General features: G+C 63.3%; 14 protein-coding genes. 6 read left to right on the forward strand and 8 right to left on the reverse strand.

Features of this window, described 5'->3' with window-relative positions:
- Positions 1-95 precede the first annotated feature (95 nt).
- Together KI241_RS07115 and KI241_RS07120 are read left to right on the forward strand one after the other, a co-directional pair.
- On the forward strand, positions 96-932 hold the full coding sequence (locus tag KI241_RS07115; RefSeq protein WP_042732534.1) for a S1-like domain-containing RNA-binding protein: 837 nt from the start codon (positions 96-98) through the stop codon (positions 930-932).
- 436 nt (positions 933-1,368) lie between these two features.
- Positions 1,369-2,823: an NCS1 family nucleobase:cation symporter-1 gene (locus KI241_RS07120; RefSeq protein WP_212803507.1), complete on the forward strand. Its 1,455-nt coding sequence runs from the start codon at positions 1,369-1,371 to the stop codon at positions 2,821-2,823.
- Here the strand turns inward: KI241_RS07120 and KI241_RS07125 are convergent, their stop codons facing one another.
- The gene (locus tag KI241_RS07125; RefSeq protein ID WP_212803508.1) at positions 2,824-3,996 is read right to left on the reverse strand and encodes a YbfB/YjiJ family MFS transporter; all 1,173 of its coding nucleotides are present in this window, start codon (positions 3,994-3,996) and stop codon (positions 2,824-2,826) included.
- 102 nt (positions 3,997-4,098) lie between these two features.
- On the opposite strand from KI241_RS07125, the gene KI241_RS07130 reads away from it, so the two are divergent.
- A complete protein-coding gene (locus KI241_RS07130; RefSeq protein ID WP_047737706.1) occupies positions 4,099-4,992 on the forward strand; it encodes a LysR family transcriptional regulator in 894 nt (297 codons plus the stop codon).
- Between the two features lie 139 nt (positions 4,993-5,131).
- A complete protein-coding gene (locus KI241_RS27965; protein ID WP_003198971.1) occupies positions 5,132-5,260 on the forward strand; it encodes a PA1414 family protein in 129 nt (42 codons plus the stop codon).
- Between the two features lie 124 nt (positions 5,261-5,384).
- Here the strand turns inward: KI241_RS27965 and KI241_RS07135 are convergent, their stop codons facing one another.
- The 4 genes from KI241_RS07135 to speB form a co-directional block, all read right to left on the reverse strand.
- On the reverse strand, positions 5,385-6,773 hold the full coding sequence (locus tag KI241_RS07135; RefSeq protein ID WP_042732951.1) for a sodium:solute symporter: 1,389 nt from the start codon (positions 6,771-6,773) through the stop codon (positions 5,385-5,387).
- Between the two features lie 134 nt (positions 6,774-6,907).
- Positions 6,908-8,446, reverse strand: a complete 1,539-nt coding sequence (locus KI241_RS07140) for a cytosine permease (RefSeq protein WP_244868283.1) — start codon at positions 8,444-8,446, stop codon at positions 6,908-6,910.
- Positions 8,447-8,497: 51 nt separating this feature from the next.
- Positions 8,498-8,923 carry a nuclear transport factor 2 family protein gene (locus KI241_RS07145; protein WP_042732846.1) on the reverse strand — a complete coding sequence of 142 codons (426 nt, stop codon included), beginning with the start codon at positions 8,921-8,923 and terminating at the stop codon, positions 8,498-8,500.
- A gap of 10 nt (positions 8,924-8,933) precedes the next feature.
- The gene (speB, locus tag KI241_RS07150) at positions 8,934-9,884 is read right to left on the reverse strand and encodes an agmatinase (protein WP_212803510.1); all 951 of its coding nucleotides are present in this window, start codon (positions 9,882-9,884) and stop codon (positions 8,934-8,936) included.
- Positions 9,885-10,212: 328 nt separating this feature from the next.
- On the opposite strand from speB, the gene KI241_RS07155 reads away from it, so the two are divergent.
- Positions 10,213-11,106 (forward strand): LysR family transcriptional regulator, encoded by an 894-nt coding sequence (locus KI241_RS07155; RefSeq protein WP_047737698.1) that lies wholly within the window; start codon positions 10,213-10,215, stop codon positions 11,104-11,106.
- Positions 11,107-11,115: 9 nt separating this feature from the next.
- Positions 11,116-11,712: a DTW domain-containing protein gene (locus KI241_RS07160; protein WP_047737696.1), complete on the forward strand. Its 597-nt coding sequence runs from the start codon at positions 11,116-11,118 to the stop codon at positions 11,710-11,712.
- A 132-nt stretch (positions 11,713-11,844) separates the two neighbouring features.
- On the opposite strand, the gene KI241_RS07165 is transcribed toward KI241_RS07160, so the two are convergent.
- The 3 genes from KI241_RS07165 to KI241_RS07175 all read right to left on the reverse strand — a co-directional run bounded on the left by KI241_RS07165 (position 11,845) and on the right by KI241_RS07175 (position 16,928).
- Positions 11,845-13,209, reverse strand: a complete 1,365-nt coding sequence (locus KI241_RS07165; RefSeq protein ID WP_042732844.1) for an HlyD family type I secretion periplasmic adaptor subunit — start codon at positions 13,207-13,209, stop codon at positions 11,845-11,847.
- A 182-nt stretch (positions 13,210-13,391) separates the two neighbouring features.
- Positions 13,392-15,551, reverse strand: a complete 2,160-nt coding sequence (locus KI241_RS07170) for a type I secretion system permease/ATPase (RefSeq protein WP_047737690.1) — start codon at positions 15,549-15,551, stop codon at positions 13,392-13,394.
- An 18-nt stretch (positions 15,552-15,569) separates the two neighbouring features.
- Complete coding sequence (locus KI241_RS07175) at positions 15,570-16,928, reverse strand: TolC family outer membrane protein (protein ID WP_042732802.1); 1,359 nt, start codon at positions 16,926-16,928, stop codon at positions 15,570-15,572.
- Positions 16,929-17,184 lie beyond the last annotated feature (256 nt).

A 17,184-nucleotide genomic window follows, 5' to 3' on the forward strand; every position in this document is an offset into this window, starting at 1 on the left:
ACGGTTGCGCGGGCCTTCCCGGCAAAGCGTGTGACGGCCACGAATCGCGCCGCAAAACCGGGTAGAATGCCGCCCACGCAATGAGGGTATTGGAAATGGCTTTAATCGGGCGCTACAACAGTCTGCAAGTGGTTAAACACACTAACTTCGGTTTATATCTGGACGGCGGGCCGGACGGCGAAATTCTGCTGCCCAACCGTTATATCCCCAAGGATATTCCCAGCGAAGATGAAGACTGGCTCAATGTTTTTATTTATTTGGACAGCGACGACAAACTGATCGCGACCACGGAAAAGCCCAAAGTCCAGGTCGGTGAGTTCGCCAGCCTGAAAGTGGTTGAAGTCAACAGCATTGGCGTGTTCCTCGACTGGGGCCTGCCCAAGGACTTGCTGCTGCCGTACTCCGAGGAAAAGCGCCAGTTGAGCGCTGGCGATTACTGCGTGGTGCACGTCTACCTGGACAAGCACACCCGCCGCATTACCGCCACCGCTCGCCTGGACCGTTACCTGGACAAGACACCGGCCAACTACACGCCGGGCCAGGAAGTGGATTTGCTGGTGGCCGAGGCCACCGACATGGGGTTCAAGGCGATCATCAACAACAAGCACTGGGGCTTGATCCACAAGAACGAAATCTTCAAGTTCATGCGTGCCGGCAAGCAGGAAAAAGGCTTCATCAAGGAAGTCCGTCCGGACGGCAAGATCAGCTTGAGCCTGCAGCCGGTGGGCCAGGAAGCCGCCACCAGCCTGAACGCCAAGATCCTCGCCAAGTTGCGCGAGAACAACGGCACCCTGGCGGTCAGCGACAAGAGCGATCCGGCGCTGATCAGCAGCCTGTTTGGCGTGAGCAAGGGCAACTTCAAGAAAGCCATTGGCGCGCTGTACAAGAATGGGCAGATTGTCATTCATGCTGATCGCATTGAATTGAGCTGAGCCCCCATCACGCGTGCGGTCCTGTGGCACAAAACATGTGCCTCTGGGCAGCAATCCGTATCTCCGGTGGCGAGGGAGCTTGCTCCCGCTGGGTCGCGAAGCGGCCCCTCGACCATGCCCCTCGGTGTGTCAGTTTTGATTGAGCATACGTGTTTTAGGCCTGCTTCGCAGCCCAGCGGGAGCAAGCTCCCTCATCACGAGATCTTCGCTGTATACAAAAAACTGCACCTTTAGCATGCACCCACGCCCTGTTCGTGGGCGTAGGCACTTGTCTGGACGGTTGCATTCTTCGCTGTACACCGCGTTTTGTCGCACATCTTCTCCCTATGGCACGCATTCTGCGTAGCGCTTCGTATACAAACCATGCCGGCTCCCGTGCGCAGTATGGTGAGCAGGTTGATGCGGGAGCACGGCGGTACTCAAAAGGAGCCCCGCAATGTCCAAGCAATTGCCCAACGGCTACAGCCCGCGCCTCTACAACGAGGACCTGGGCCCGCTGCCGCAGAAATGGAATTGGTACAACATCTTCGCGTTCTGGATGAGCGATGTGCACAGCGTGGGTGGCTACGTCTTTGCCGCCAGCCTGTTCGCGTTGGGCCTGGCCAGTTGGCAGGTGTTGATTGCCTTGCTGGGCGGGATTTGCATCGTGCAGTTGATCGCCAACCTGGTCGCCAGGCCGAGCCAGCAGGCGGCGGTGCCGTACCCGGTGATCTGTCGGCTGGCGTTCGGGGTCTTCGGGGCGAACATTCCGGCGGTCATCCGCGGTTTGATTGCCGTGGCCTGGTATGGCATCCAGACCTACCTGGCTTCCAGCGCGCTGATCATCGTGGTGCTGCGGTTCTTTCCTTCGATGCAAGCCTACGCCGAGCCGCAGTTTGCCGGCCTGTCCTACCTGGGCTGGTTCGGTTTCCTCGGTCTTTGGTGCGTCCAGGCGTTGGTGTTCTGGACCGGGATGGACTCGATCCGCCGGTTCATCGACTGGGCCGGGCCAGTGGTCTATGCGGTGATGTTCCTGTTGGCCGGCTGGATCGTGTGGAAGGCCGGTTGGAGCAACATCAGCTTCACGCTGGCGGAAAAGTCCTTGTCGGGCTGGCAGGCGGTCGGCCAGGTGATCGTGGCGACGGCGCTGGTGGTGTCGTACTTTTCCGGTCCGACCCTCAATTTTGGCGATTTCAGCCGTTATTGCCGGAGCATGTCTGACGTGCGCCGAGGCAATTTCTGGGGGCTGCCGGTGAATTTCCTGGCGTTCTCCCTGGTCACGGTAGTGATTGTTTCCGGGACCCTGCCCGTGTTCGGCGAAATGCTCCACGACCCGATCGCCACCGTGGCGCGCATCGACAACGACGTGGCTGTGCTGCTGGGGGCCTTTGCCTTCGTCACCGCGACCATCGGCATCAACATCGTCGCCAACTTCGTGTCTCCCGCGTTTGACTTCGCCAACGTCGCGCCGAGCAAGATCAGTTGGCGCGCGGGCGGGATGATTGCCGCCGTGGCCTCGATTTTCATCACGCCGTGGAACCTGTTCAACAACCCGGAGGTGATCCACTACACCCTGGACGTGCTGGCGGCGTTCATTGGCCCGTTGTTCGGCATTCTGCTGGCGGACTACTACCTGATCAAAAAACAGCACATCGATGTGGATGCGCTGTTCAATGACGGGCCGAGCGGGCGTTATTACTACAGCGGCGGCATTAACTGGACGGCGGTCAAGGCCATGATCGCGGCGACGCTAGTGGGGGCGGCGATTACCTTTACGCCGGTGCTGCAACCGATGGCCAACTTTGCCTGGTTCACCGGTTGCCTGCTTGGGGGCGCGCTGTACTTCGCCCTGGCGCGGCGCGAGTCGATCCTGCAGCGCGGTCCCTCGCTCAACCCGGCCGGCCAGGCTTGATCAACGCAGGATGGTGCGAGGGCAGGGGCTCGCCGCAGCCTGGCTGGCGGGCCGCAGCAACAGCCCGCCGGCCAGCACCAGGCCGCTGCCGGCGATGATCAGTGCCGGTTGCAACCCACCGCTGAAATGACTGCTCAGTGCCGCGAGCAGTGGGCCGCTGAGCTGGCCCACGGCAAAGCTGGCGGTCAGCAACCCGGCGTTGCGCTGGGTGGCGTGGGGAGCCAGTTCCCGCGAGCGCAGCATCACCAGTTGCATGCAAGCCAGGAACGGCGCGCCACACAGGAGGACCCCCAGTGCCAGCCCCAAGCCGCTGCCCAGCAGGCAGGCGAACACCCCGGCGGCCTGCAGCCAGAGCGTGCCGATCAACCAGCGACCGGTGGTGTTCGGGTCCGGGCGACGCAGGCTGACCAGCAGCACGCCCAGCGCGGCGGCCAGGCCAAAGCTGGGCCAGAACAGGTCAGCCTGCCATTGCCCGTGGAATTGGGCCGAGGCCATTTGCGACAAAAACGTGGCCGGGATGATGTAGCCCACGCCGTAGAGGGCGTACACCACACCAAGGCGGGCAATGCCACGGCTGGGTGAATGGCGGGGCGGCGCTGCGACGGCGGCGGTTGCGGCGGGCTGCGGCAGGATCGGCAGGATTCCGAGCAGCATCGCCAACGCCACGCCGGCGTAGACCAGCCATAGGGTGGCGGAGGCCTGGCCCAGCAGGTTCGAGCCCAGGGCGAGCAAGCCGGTCAGCGCAATCCCCAGGCCTGGGCCGGCAAACACCAGGGCGCCGAGGCGAGGGCGTCCGGCCGCCGCGGCCAAGGGCTGGCTCAAGGCCGTGATCATCACCAGCACCCAGGCACTCGCCACGCCCGTGCCGAAACGCAGCGCCAGGTGCGGCCAGAAGCCCCAGGCCCAGAACGACGCCAGCGTCAGCAGCACGCACAGCCACAGGCCGCCGAGCAACCGGCGCCTCACCTGTTCCGCACGACGGGCGAACATCGCATCCAGCGCGCCGAGGAAGTAACCCAGGTAGTTGGCGGCGGCAATCAGACCGGCGGCGGTCAAGTCGACCTGGCCCTCGCCGATGAGATGAGGTAACTGGGGCGTCAGGGCAAAGCGACCAATGCCCATGGCCATCATCAAGGCGATGAAGCTGCCGAGCAGGCGAGTGAGAGGTGACATGTCGTTCTCCAGCGTCGAGGCGAATGACCGTCAGGCTAGAACCGATTGACTTTCATTAAAAATGAATAATAGTGAGTAACTTGTTCTTTTTTAGAGAATGTTGTGGAGTTCAGCCAATTGCGGATTTTCCAGGCCGTGGCCGAGGAAGGATCCATCACCCGGGCGGCCGAACGCTTGCACCGGGTGCCGTCGAACCTCTCGACCCGGCTCAAGCAGCTGGAAGAACAGCTGGGGGTGGATCTTTTCTTGCGCGAGCGTCAGCGCTTGCAGTTGTCACCGGCGGGAAAAGTCCTGCTGGACTATGCGAGCAAGCTTTTTGCCCTGCACGACGAAGCCCACGCGGCGGTGCAGGGTGGGCAACCGGCCGGGGATTTTGTGTTGGGCACGATGTACAGCACCGCGGCGATTCACTTGCCGGACCTTCTGGCCGCTTATCACCGTACTTACCCGGCGGTGAACCTGCAGGTGCAGTCCGGGCCCAGCGGCGAACTGCTCGAAGGCTTGCTCACCGGGCGCCTTGATGCCGCGCTGGTGGATGGCCCGCTGGAGCTGGCGGGGCTGGACGGCGTGCCGCTGTGCGACGAGCGGCTGGTGGTGATCACCGAGGCCGATCACCCGCCGGTGCGCAGTGCGCTGGATGTCCAGGGGCGCTCGGTGTTCACGTTTCGCCGGGGCTGTTCGTACCGCATGCGCCTGGAAGCCTGGTTTGCCCATGACCACGCGACCATGGGGCGGGCGATGGAGATCGAGTCTTACCAGGGGATGCTGGCGTGCGTAATCGCTGGCTCCGGGGTGGCGTTGTTGTCCGAGTCGATGCTGGCCAGCATGCCGGGCCGCGAGCGGGTGACGGTGCACCCGTTGGCCGAGCCGTTTGCCAGCGCCACGACCTGGCTGATGTGGCGTAAGGGCATGGTGGGCGCCAACCTGAATGCCTGGATTGAATTGCAACAACAGGCCTGGCCGCGCGTGCCTGCCGTGACGGCTCGATCGGCTTGAACTCCGGGCGTGGGATTTGGATCAATTCAGTAACAGATCATTGCAAACTGAAACGAGCATTGCGTAACACATCGGACTATTATCAGAGCGAAGGGGCCATAGCATTCTGCCGCTCGTATTACCCTGAGGGGGCACCACGATGAAAGAGAAAATCCAGAACTGGCTTCACGACCTGGGTGTTGCGCTTGGCTTGATCGAACCGCCGATGCAGCCGGTCCCGATCCGTACCGATGACGAGCAACGCCGCCGCCAGCCGCGCCGCCGCTGATTAGCTGTCAGGTCGGTTTTTGTGGGAGCGAGCCTGCTCGCGAATGCGTTGTATCAGCAGCATAAGTGGTGGCTGATACGCCGCCATCGTGAGCAGGCTCGCTCCCACAGTCGTTTACCGATTATCAGACCATCTTCGCCACCGCATTCGCTCGTGGCGACAACAGGCTTACCACCACAAAACTCACCAGCGCCACGCTCAGGCTGTAGTAGATCGGCGTGTTGGCGTCCAGGCCGTCCTTGACCATGAAGAACAACGCCGTCAGGAAGCCCAGCGACATGCTGCTGATCGCGCCGGCGGTGGTGGCGCGTTTCCAGTAGATGGCGCCAATCAACGGGATCAACATGCCGCCCACTAACAGGTTATAGGCCAGGGTCAGGGCGCTGATGACGTCACTGACCACCAGGGCGATAACCAACACCAATGCCCCCATCAGCAGGGTGGCGATGCGGTTCTCGTGGACATCGCCGCTGCCGCCTTCACGGCCCTGGCGCAAACGTGGCAACAGGTCCTGCACCACCGTGGTGGACGCCGCGAGCAGGCCGGCTGCGGCGGTGGACATCAAGGCCGCCAGGGCAGCGGCGACCACCAGCCCGCGAATTCCATTGGGCAGGCTGGTCTGGACCACGCTGGCAAAGGCGTTGTTGACGTTGGCAAGGTCCGGCAGCAACACCTTGGCGGCCATGCCGATCAATGCCCCGGCCAGGCCGTAGAGCACACAATATAGGCCGGCGGCGGTGCCGGCCACTTTCGCCACGCCTTCGCTGCGAGCGGTGAACACCCGCTGCCAGATGTCCTGGCCGATGAAAATCCCGAAGAAGTAGATCAGGAAGTAGGTAAGGATGGTGTCCCAGCCAATGGCGGTGAAATCGAAGTAACTGGCCGGCAGTTTCGCCACCATCGCATCCCAACCGCCGGCGTCGACGATGGACATCGGCATCAGCAGGAACACCAGGCCGATGGTCATGATCAGAAACTGCACGATGTCGGTGAGGGTCAGCGACCACATGCCGCCGATGGTGGAGTACAGCACCACCACGCCACCGCCCACCAGGATCGAGACCCAGAAGGGCAGGCCGAACAGCACTTGCATCACCGTGCCGATGGCGATGGTCGAGGTGGCGCCGATCATCAACGCATACACCAGCATGATCAGCGCACTGGCGTGACGCGCGGCCGGGTTGTAGCGGCGCTCCAGCACCTGGGTCACGGTGTAGATCTTGAGTTTGAGCAGCGGCTTGGCCAGAAACAGGCTCAGGCCGACGATGCCCAGGCCGATGGCGCCGCACAGCCAGAAGCCGGAAATCCCATGGACATAGCCCAGGCGCACGGTGCCGATGGTGGACGCGCCGCCCAGGACCGTCGCGGCCATGGTGCCCAGGTAGAAGCCCGGGCCGAGGTTGCGTCCGGCGACCAGGTAGTCGTCGCGGGTCTTGGCGCGACGCATGCCATACCAGCCCAGGGCGATCATGCCCGTGGCGTAGAGAAGAACGACGATTAAGTCCAAAGCCATGGTGGCGAGTCTCCGATTGTCTTTTTATAGGAAGGTCGGGATGAGTGATGCCCTTGTGGCGAGGGGATTCATCCCCGTTGGGCTGCGAAGCAGCCCCAAAATAGTCAACTCAATCTGGCTGGCACACCGAGGTGTCAGGGTTTGGGAGCGCTGCGCGCTCCAGCGGGGATAAATCCCCTCGCCACAGGTTCTGTGCTCGGCTGGTTTTTGCTACGCGGATCCTGCGGCCCATACACCGCCGCCGGCTCGGCGAACAGCCCAAGCAACACCAGGTACACCACCGACGCCAGGCCCAGGGTCACCGGCAGGCTGATGTCGATGCCACCGGCCAGTTCACCCAACGGGCCGACGAACTGCCCCGGCAGGTTGACGAAGCACAGCCCGACCAGTGCGCTGGGGATCCACGCCCCCAGGCCGCGCCAGTTCCAGCCATGGTTGAACCAGTAGCGTCCGCCGGTTTCGCCTCGGGTGAACACTTGCAGATCGTCGGGGCAGTAGAAACCGCGTCGCACCAGCAGGCCGATGATCATGATCACCATCCACGGGGTGGTGCAGGTGATGATCAGCACGGCGAAGGTCGACACGCTCTGCACCAGGTTCGCGGCGAAGCGCCCGATGAAGATGAAGGCAATCGACAGCAGGCCGATCAGCAACGTCGCCTTGACCCGCGACAACAGCCGTGGGAACACGCTGGACATGTCCAGCCCGGTGCCATACAGCGACGTGGTGCCGGTGGACATGCCGCCAATCACCGCGATCAGGCACACTGGCAGGAAGAACCAGCTCGGCGACACCGCCAGCAGCCCGCCCACGTAGTTGTTCGCCGCGATGTAGTCCGGGGCCTTGATCGCCACGATGGTGGCGGTGGCGAGGCCGAACAGGAACGGGATCAGGGTGGCCAGTTGTGCGGCGATCACCGCCAGCATGATGCGCCGCTTGGAGGTGTGGCTCGGGATGTAACGCGACCAGTCACCGAGGAACGCACCGAAGGAAATCGGGTTGCTCATGGCCACCAGCGCCGCGCCGATGAACGCCGCCCAGAAGCCCGGTTGACCAAGCCCGACAGTGCCTGCGAACTGGCTGTCGAAGCTTGGCGCGAACGCCACGATGCCCAGCAGGAACAACAGGCTGGCGGCCCATACGGCCACGCGGTTGACCCACAGCATGAAGCGAAAGCCGTAGATGCACACCGTCAACACCAGCAGGGCGAACAGGCCGTAGGCCAGGCCCAGGCTCAGGTCGGTTTCCGGGACGCCGGCCAGCCGCTTGGCGCCGCCGATCAACGCATCTCCGGAGCTCCACACCGACAACGAGAAGAACGCGATGGCGGTCAGCAGCGACAGGAACGAACCGACGATCCGCCCATGCACACCGAAGTGCGCACCGGAGGACACCGCGTTGTTGGTGCCGTTGAGCGGGCCGAACAGGCCCATGGGGGCGAGGATGATCGAACCCACCAACACCCCCAGGACGATCGCCCAGGCCCCGGCCTGGAACGACAGGCCGAACAGCACCGGGAAACTGCCCAGCACGGCGGTGGCGAAGGTGTTGGCGCCGCCGAAGATCAGGCGAAACAGATCGCCCGGGCCGGCGGTGCGTTCGTGGTCCGGGATCTGTTCGACCCCGTTGGTTTCGATTTGCGTAAGGCTGTTTTCATTATTGTTATGCATGATCTGCTCCGATCATCGAGGCGCGTTCATCGAAGGTGGACGTCGCCTGTTTGGCTAAGGGGGTGGCAGCCCTTCCGGCATGGCGGACAAATGTTCATGGCAGGCCAGCCAAAGGCCCTGTTGTTCTTGTGTGCGTCCTTCCTGCTTGCGGAACAGGATGGTTTCGCGCTCCTGGCTAAAGTGTCGCTCCCCTTGCAAGCGCAGCTCGGTGGCCACGTCATGGATGAAAACCGCCACGTCACCTTGCAGGCTGACGAAGGCGTTGCTCGAGGTGCACGCCAGCACCTCGAAGCCATCCTCGGACCGCCAGCGATCCCACAACGCCTGGTAGGCATCGCGTGACAGCAACGGCTGTTCGAGGGTGTGGAACACGAAACTCGCATCGGCGGTGAACGCGCCGAAGTAAGCCTCGCGGTCGTTGCGGGCGAAGGCCGCCACCAGTTCGGCGGCGGCCAGCAGGACTTGCTCGCGTTCGTTCATGGCGCGCCCCTCAGCGATGAGCCACGCCAGGCAGTACGCAGAGCATCTCGTACAGCAGGTTGGCGCCCAGCAGCGAGGTATTGCCGGTGGTGTCGTACGGCGGCGAGACTTCTACCAGATCGCAACCGACCAGGTCGAGGCCCTGGCAGCCGCGCACGATTTCGATCGCCTGGATGGTGGTCAGGCCGCCGATTTCCGGGGTGCCGGTGCCTGGGGCCCAGGCCGGGTCGATGCCGTCGATGTCAAAGCTCAGGTACACCGGGCCGCCCCCGACCTTCTCCCGGACTTCAGCCATCAGCGGCGCCAGGGAATGGTGCCAGCACTCTTCGGCCTGGACCACGCGAAAGCCCTGGCGGCGGCTCCAGTTGAAGTCATCGGCGGTATAGCCCTGGGCGCGCAGGCCGATCTGCACCACGCGATCGCAATCGAGCAGGCCCTCTTCCACGGCCCGGCGGAACGTGGTGCCGTGGGCGATCTTCTCGCCGAACATGTGGTCGTTCACGTCGGCGTGGGCGTCGATGTGCACCAGGCCGACCTTTCCGTGTTTCTTGTGGATGGCCCGCAGGATCGGCAGCGTGATGGTGTGGTCGCCGCCCAGGGTCAGGGGGATGACGTCGTGTTCGAGGATGGTGTGGTACGACTCTTCGATGATCCGTACCGCGTCCAGCAGGTTGAAGGTGTTGATTGCCACGTCGCCGATGTCGGCGACCGACAGCGAGTCGAAGGGCGCAGCGCCGGTGGCCATGTTGTAGGGGCGGACCATCACCGATTCGGCGCGGATCTCGCGGGGCCCGAAACGGGTGCCGGCGCGCAGGGAGGTGCCGATGTCCAGCGGCACGCCGACGAAGGCAGCGTCCAGGCCGGCGGCGGTGGGCACGTGGGGAAGGCGCATCATGGTGGCGATGCCGCCGAAGCGCGGCATTTCGTTGCCGCCCAGTGGCTGGTGAAGAATCTTGTCCACGGGTAGGGCCTCATCGTTGTTTTATTTATCAGGGGCCGATTCTGCGAAAAGCCGTGGCGCTGAAAAATCGCTGGGGGCAAATACTTAGTTCAGATTTTTCTAAACTAATGTGGGGTAGGGCGATAGACTCCGCGTCAGCACGGTCCCCCTGTTTGGATGGGTGTGGTTCTGTGGCGAGGGGATTTATCCCCGCTGGGGCGCGAAGCGGCCCTAAAACCTGAAAGCTCGGTGTGTCAGGAAAATGGTATTGGGGCTGCTTCGCAGCCCAGCGGGGATAAATCCCCTCGCCACACAGTCTTGCAGTGATACGCCGGTACGGAGAAACCCAATGGCCAACGCTCTACCCGACCTGAAACTGCTGCGTATTTTCGTCAGCGTGGTCCGGCACCAGGGGTTTGCCAACGCCCAGCACGAACTCAACCTTTCGACATCGGCCATCAGCACCTACATGAGCCAGCTCGAGTCGGCCCTGGGCCTGGTGCTGTGTCATCGCGGGCGGGGTGGGTTCAGCCTGACCAGCAAGGGCGAGTTGTTCCACCAGGAAACCCTGCGCCTGCTGGGTGAGCTCGAAGGGTTCGAACAGTATGCGGCGGCCCTCAAGGGGGAGCTGCGCGGCACGCTGAACCTGGGCGTGATCGACTCCACCGTCAGCGACAAGGCCTTGCCATTCGCCGAGGCCATCGGTGCCTACAGCCAGGAGCATCCGGCGGTGCACCTGCATCTGTCCGTCCTGAGCCCTTATGAACTGCAGCTCGGTGTGCAGGACAACCGCCTGGACCTGGCCATCGGCGCGTTTTCCACGCGCATGAGCGGGCTGGTCTACATGCCGCTGTACCGCGAGCAGCATTGGTTGTATTGCAGCAATCGCCACCCGTTGTTTCACGAGCGGCGCATCCCCGAACCAGTCATTACCCAGCAGCGTATGGTCGGACGCGGGTATTGGAGCCAGGCCGAACTGGCCCGCCATGGTTTCAAGCACAGCGCGGCGACGGTGGAGAGCATGGAGGCGCAGTTGATCCTGGTGTTGTCCGGCGCCTATGTCGGTTACTTGCCCGAGCATTACGCCCAGGCCTGGGTCGACAAGGGCGATTTGCGGGTGCTGCTGCCGGCCACCTTTGGCTACCAGGCGCCGTTTTCGATGATCGTGCGCCGTGGCCGCAGCCGCGAACCCTTGATCCAGACCTTCCGCGACCTGCTCAAGGCGCAGCTCAACCAGGCCTGAGGTGCCGCCATGTCCCGAATCCATTGCCCGCGTTGCCACCGGCCACAAAGCCATTGCCTGTGCCCGCTGATTCCCAGCCTCGACAGCCGTACCCGAGTGTTGCTGCTGCAGCATCCCAGCGAAGTCAATCACGCCTTGAACACCGCCCGGCTGGCGGCCCTGGGGCTGAACAATGCCGAGCTGATCGTGGGCGAAGTGTTCGAAGACTTGCCGCAATTGCTCCACCGGCCGGGGTATCAGGCACGCTTGCTGTTTCCCGGCGAGGTCGCGCAACCGTTGCAGGCTTATGCAGCGTCCGACGATCCACTGCTGTTGGTGGTGCCGGACGGCACCTGGCGCAAGGCGCGCAAGTTGCTGCACCTCAATCCATTGCTGGCGGCACTGCCGAGGGTGACGCTGGCTGACGGCGGGGTGTCCCGCTATCGCTTGCGCAAGGCACCGGGGCCAGGGGCACTGTCGACGGTGGAGGCGATTGTCCAGGCATTGCAGGTACTGGAGGCACCGACGAGTTTCGAGCCGTTGCTGAAGCCGTTCGAGGCGTTGATCGAAGGGCAGATTGCGGCGATGGGGGAGCAGACGTTTCGGCGCAACCATGCTGAAAAATAGTGCGTGTTCCTGCCGCCCCCTTCGCGGGCAAGCCCGCTCCCACACTGGATGGATGGTGCGCCTCCGAGCCTCTGTGGGAGCGGGCTTGCCCGCGAAGGGGCCCGAATGGCCACAGATAATCCCAGCCAGAGACTACCGCTCGCGCATCGCCTCGGTCCGCGCCTTCAGTACCGGTTTGAGCAAGTAGTCCAGCACGCTTTTCTCTCCGGTGATGATGTCCACGGTCGCCACCATCCCCGGGATGATCAGCAACGGCTTCACGTTACCCCCCAAGTGGTTTTTGTCGGTGCGGACCTGGATCAGGTAGAAGCTGTTGCCCTTGTCGTCGGTGATGGTGTCGGCGCCGATCAGTTCGAGGCGGGCGCTCAGTCCGCCGTAGATGGTGTAGTCGTAGGCGCTGAACTTGACCATGGCTTTCTGGCCCGGATGCAGGAATGCCACGTCCTGCGGACGGACCTTGGCTTCGATCAACAGGTTGTCTTCCAAGGGCACGATTTCCACCATGTCGCTGCCCGGCTGCACCACGCCGCCGATGGTGTTGACCTTCAATTGCTTGATCACCCCGTGCACCGGCGATACCACGGTGGTGCGGGACACGCGGTCGTCGATGGCGATGCTCGAGGCGGTGATTTTCGACAGCTCGGTGCGTTTTTCGTTGAGGTCCTTGGCCGCGTCTGAGCGGAAGGTCTGTTCCGATTCGTCGATCTTGCTCTTGATCTCATTGATCGCCGATTCGGCCCGGGGAATGGCCAGGGTGGTGGCGTTGAGCGAGCCGCGGATTTCCACCGCGTTGCGTTTGAGCCGCAGGATCTCCACCGGCGACACGGCCCCGGTCTTCACCAAGGGCGCGGACATGTTCATTTCTTCTTGCAGCAAGGCCAGGGCAGAGCTGAACTGGCTTTGCTTGGAGCGAAACTCCGCCAGTTCCTGGGTCTTCTGCCGCAGTTGTTCGGTCAGGGTCCGTTGTTCGCTGGCCAGGCGCCGTTGCCGTTGTTCGTACAGCGCGCGTTCGTCCTCGGCCACTTGCGGGGCCTTGCTGGCCACCTCGGCCGACAGCTTGAAGGGGCGCCCCTCGGCCTCGGCCGAGAGCCGTTCGACCTGGGCGGTCAAGGCGTAGCGGTCGGCTTCGCTTTCGCCCTTGTTCGACAGGAACCGCGTGTCATCCAGGCGCAACAGGGTGTCACCCTTGTTCACCATCTGGCCTTCGCGCACGAAAATCTCGGTGACGATGCCGCCTTCCAGGTTCTGGATCACCTGCACTTTGCTCGACGGAATCGCCTTGCCTTCGCCGGTGGTGACTTCCTGCAAGACCGCCAGCTTCGCCCAGACCAACCCGGTGATGATCAGCCCGGCGGCCAGCCACACGGTGACCCGCGATCGCCGAGGCGAATCCTGCAACGCCGCGCTGGCGGTTTCCGCCATGAACTCGCTTTCGGCGCTTTTGTTGAAACTGCCGAAGTAGCTTCGGGCAGTTGGATCGGGTGTTTGGGCAGACATGGGGATACCCGTTGGTTAAGTGAAATAAAGCCAAGTGACGCTTTTGTGGCGAGGGAGCTTGCTCCCGCTGGGCTGCGAAGTGGCCCCAAAAAATCAACTCGATCTGCCTGACGTTCCGCGGTGTCAGGGTCCGGGGCCGCTACGCAGCCCAGCGGGAGCAAGCTCCCTCGCCACGGCATCGACTAGACGGCGCCAGACCCCACCCGCCCCTTGCGCAGCGCATCGATCACCGCGTCCTTCGGCCCGTCCGCCACGATCCGGCCGTTGTCCAGCACCACCAGGCGGTCCACCAGGCTCAGCATCGAGGTGCGGTGGGTAACCAGCAGCACGGTCTTGCCCTGCACACGGGTATGAAGTTTTTGCCGCAAGAGGTCCTCGCTGCTGTTGTCCATGGCACTGGTGGGTTCGTCCAGCAGCAGGATCGGCGGGTCGAGCAGCAGGGCCCGGGCCATCAGCACGGCCTGGCGTTGCCCACCGGAGAGCAGTTGGCCACGCTCACCCACCGGGCGGTCGAAGCCTTGGGGATGCTGGCGGGCCAGTTCGGTGACGCCGGTCAGTTCCGCCACTTCCAGCATGCGCGCGTCGCTGACGTAGCGGGCGCCCAGAGTGAGGTTGTCGCGCAGGCTGCCGGCCAGCAACGGCAAGTCGTGGGCCACGTAGCCGACCTGTTGGCGCAGGTCGGCGACGTCCAGCTGCCGCAGGTCCAGGCCGTCGAGCAGCAGTTGGCCTTCCTGCGGCGCATAGAAACCCATCACCAGGCGCGCCAGGGTGCTTTTGCCCGAGCCGCTGCGCCCGATGATCCCGACCCGTTCGCCGGGCTTGAGGCTGAAGCTGATGTCGGCCAAGGCCGGGGTGCTCTGGCCGTTGTAATGGAACGTCACGCCGCTGATGTCCAGCGCACCCTGCAATTGGGTGCGCTCCAGCGGCCGCTGCCTGGCATCGCGCTCCTGGGGCAGGGCCATCAGGGCATCGGTGCTGCGCATGGTGAGCTGGGCTTGCTGGTAGCGGGTGATCAGCCCGGCGATCTGGCCCAGGGGTGCCAGCACCCGGCTGCCGAGCATGTAGGTGGCCACCAGTGCGCCGACGCTGAGGTTGCCGGCGATGATGCTGTAGACCCCGGCCACGATGGTCGCCATGCCGGCCAGTTGTTGCAGGAACAGCGTACCGTTGGTCGCCAGCGCCGAGAGGTTACGCGCGTGGCTGTCCAGGCGGGTGAGGGCGCCGTGGGTGCTTTCCCATTGATGCTGGCGCTCGCTTTCGGCGCTGCAGGCCTTGAGGGTTTCCAGGCCGCCGAGGGTTTCGATCAGCAAGGCCTGGCGTTGGGCGCCCAGGGCCAGGCTTTTTTGCACGGTGTCGCGCAGGCGCACCTGGATGATCATGGCGAAAACAATGGTGATCGGGAACGCGATGACCGGAATCACCACCAGCCAGCCGCCCAGCAAGCCGATCACCACCAGCATCAGCACGGCGAAGGGCAGGTCGATGAGGCTGGTGAGGGTCACGGCGGTGAGAAATTCGCGCAGGCCCTGGAAGTCATGGATGCTCTGGGCGAACCCGCCGATGGTCACCGGCTTGGCTTTCATGGCCATGCCGGTGATGCGTTCGAACAGGGTCGCGGAGAGGATCACGTCGGTTTTCTTGCCGGCGGTGTCCAACAGATGAGCGCGCACCACCCGCAGCACCAGCTCGAACCCGGTGCCGATCAACAATCCCACGGCCAGCACCCACAAAGTCGAAGTGGCCTGGTTGGGCACCACGCGGTCGTAGGTCTGCATGACGAACAGCGGCACCATCAACCCCAGCAGGTTGATCAGCAAGCTCGCCAGGATCGCGTCGCTGTACAGCCAGCGCGACAGTTTCAAGGTGTCGCGAAACCACGCTTCGACCCGCGGCACCAAGGGGGCGCGCAAGTCTTCGAGTTCATGCCGTGGCCGGGCGAACAAGGCCTGGCCACTGTAGTCGAGGGCCAGTTCCTCGCGGCTGACCCATTGTTCGCCGCCGTCGGCTTCGCTGGGCAGGATCAATGCCCGGCCGTCCTCGCCCCAACGCCGCAGTACCGCACAGCGCCCTCCCGCCAGGATCAGCATCACCGGCAGGTTGAGCGGCGAGATGTCGGCCAGCTCGCGGCGCAGCACCCTGGCCTGCAAGCTGGCCCGGGCTGCTGCGCGGGGCAGCAGCTCCAGGCCCAGGCGTTGGTGCGCCATAGGAAGCCCGGCGCTGAGGCTGGCGCGACTGGCGGTCGCGCCATGGAGTTTGCAGAGGATCAACAGGCCGTCCAGCAAGGGATCATCAAAGTTCAGGCGCGGGTCGGCGCCGGGGGTTGCGGGTTCCATGCTGGTCATGTCGGTCGCTCCCAGGCGCTACTTGAGTTCTGGCAACCGCGCTTCGTTCTTGACCTCGGTCTGCGCAATCGCGTCGGCCGGCAGCACCACCCGCTGTTTGTTCAGCAGCAGGCCCATGTTCGCCAGCACCCGGTACATCGAGTATTCCTCGGTGTAGCGCACTTCGGTGTAGCGCCGGTTGGCGTTGTACAGCTCGTTTTCGCTGTCGAGCAGGTCCAGCAGGGTGCGCTGGCCGAGGCCGAACTGGTCCTGGTAGGCCGCGCGCACACGGGTGGTGGTCTCGGCGTATTCGCGGGCGGTAGGGGTCTGCTTACGGGCGTTGGTCATGGCGTTCCAGGCCAGGCGCGTGTCTTCGTTGAGCTGGCGCAGGGCGTTGTTGCGGATGTCCATGGCCTGGTTGATCTGATGGGCGTTGGACGCGAGCCGGGCCTTGTCGCTGCCGCCGCGAAACAGGTTGTAGTTCATCACCACGCCCACGCGCCAGTTGTTGTCGTGGCCTTCCTCGCCGCCGAGGTTGTTGTTGGCGCCCACCGCGGCCTCGGCATCGAAGCGTGGGTAGAACGGCGACTTCGCCACTTCGTACTGGCTTTCCGCAGACTGGATGTCGGCCTGGGCCGATTTCAGGTACGGGTTGTTGTCGATCATGCTCTGCTGGGCCTGGCGCAGGTCGGCGGGCATTTCACCCTTGGTCGAGGGCGGGGTTTCCAGTTCATCGGGCATGCGCCCGACCACGCTGTAGAAGTTCGCCTCGGCATCGGCCAGGTCCACTTCGGCGGTGTCGAAGTTGTTTTCCGCCAGGGCGCGACGGGCCCGGGACTGGTCGGCGTCGGCGGTGCTGCCCACCCCGCGTTCGGTGCGCAGGCCGATCTGGTCGTTGACCCGCAAGTGCGCTTGCAGGTTGTTCTTGGCCAGGGTTACCAGTTCGCGACGCTTGAGCACTTCCAGGTAGACCTCGATGGTGCGCAGGGCCAGGTCCTGGGCGGTGCCCTGGGCGTAATAGGCGCGGGAGTTGACCACGCCCTTGGTGCGTTCCACTTCATTGGCGACGTTGAACCCGTCGAAGATCATCTGCCGCAGGCGCAGCTCCGATTGGGTGTAGTTCAGGATATTGGTGTGGTGGTTGCCCAATGCCCGGGTGTTGGTGTTGTCGCTGTAGCCACGGCCGTAGCCGGCGTTCAAATCCACCGACGGGTAGAAGCCCCCCTTGGCGACCTTGACGTCTTCATTGGCCGACAGACGGCTGTCCACCCGCTGTGCCAGTTCCGGGTGGGTCGCGATGGTGCTCTGGATCGCTTCGGTCAATGACATGGCCTGCGCCTGAGAAGAGCAGGCCATGGCCAGCAAAACCGCGCTGCAGAGGGGGGTTAGAACGCGCATGGGGTGCATCTCCTGAGGTCTGTAAGTGCTTCGTTGTCGCCAGAAAATTGACGTATTTAAGATCAAAACCGTTTCAACCTTGTAACAACACAGCTAAGAACATCCTGCGAGAAACCTAAGAAGAATTTCTCATAAGGCTTATTTCGAAAAAAACTTATGTGCTCTTCGAAAACCAGCACATTGTTCAAAGCGCAAGCCTTTGAATCTGCGGGTTATGACGGCTTTTAGGCGTCAATAAAAGTTTCAGGCGATTTTC

It is taken from the genome of Pseudomonas sp. Cab53, assembly GCF_018325965.1.
Lineage (GTDB): Bacteria > Pseudomonadota > Gammaproteobacteria > Pseudomonadales > Pseudomonadaceae > Aquipseudomonas > Aquipseudomonas chlororaphis_E.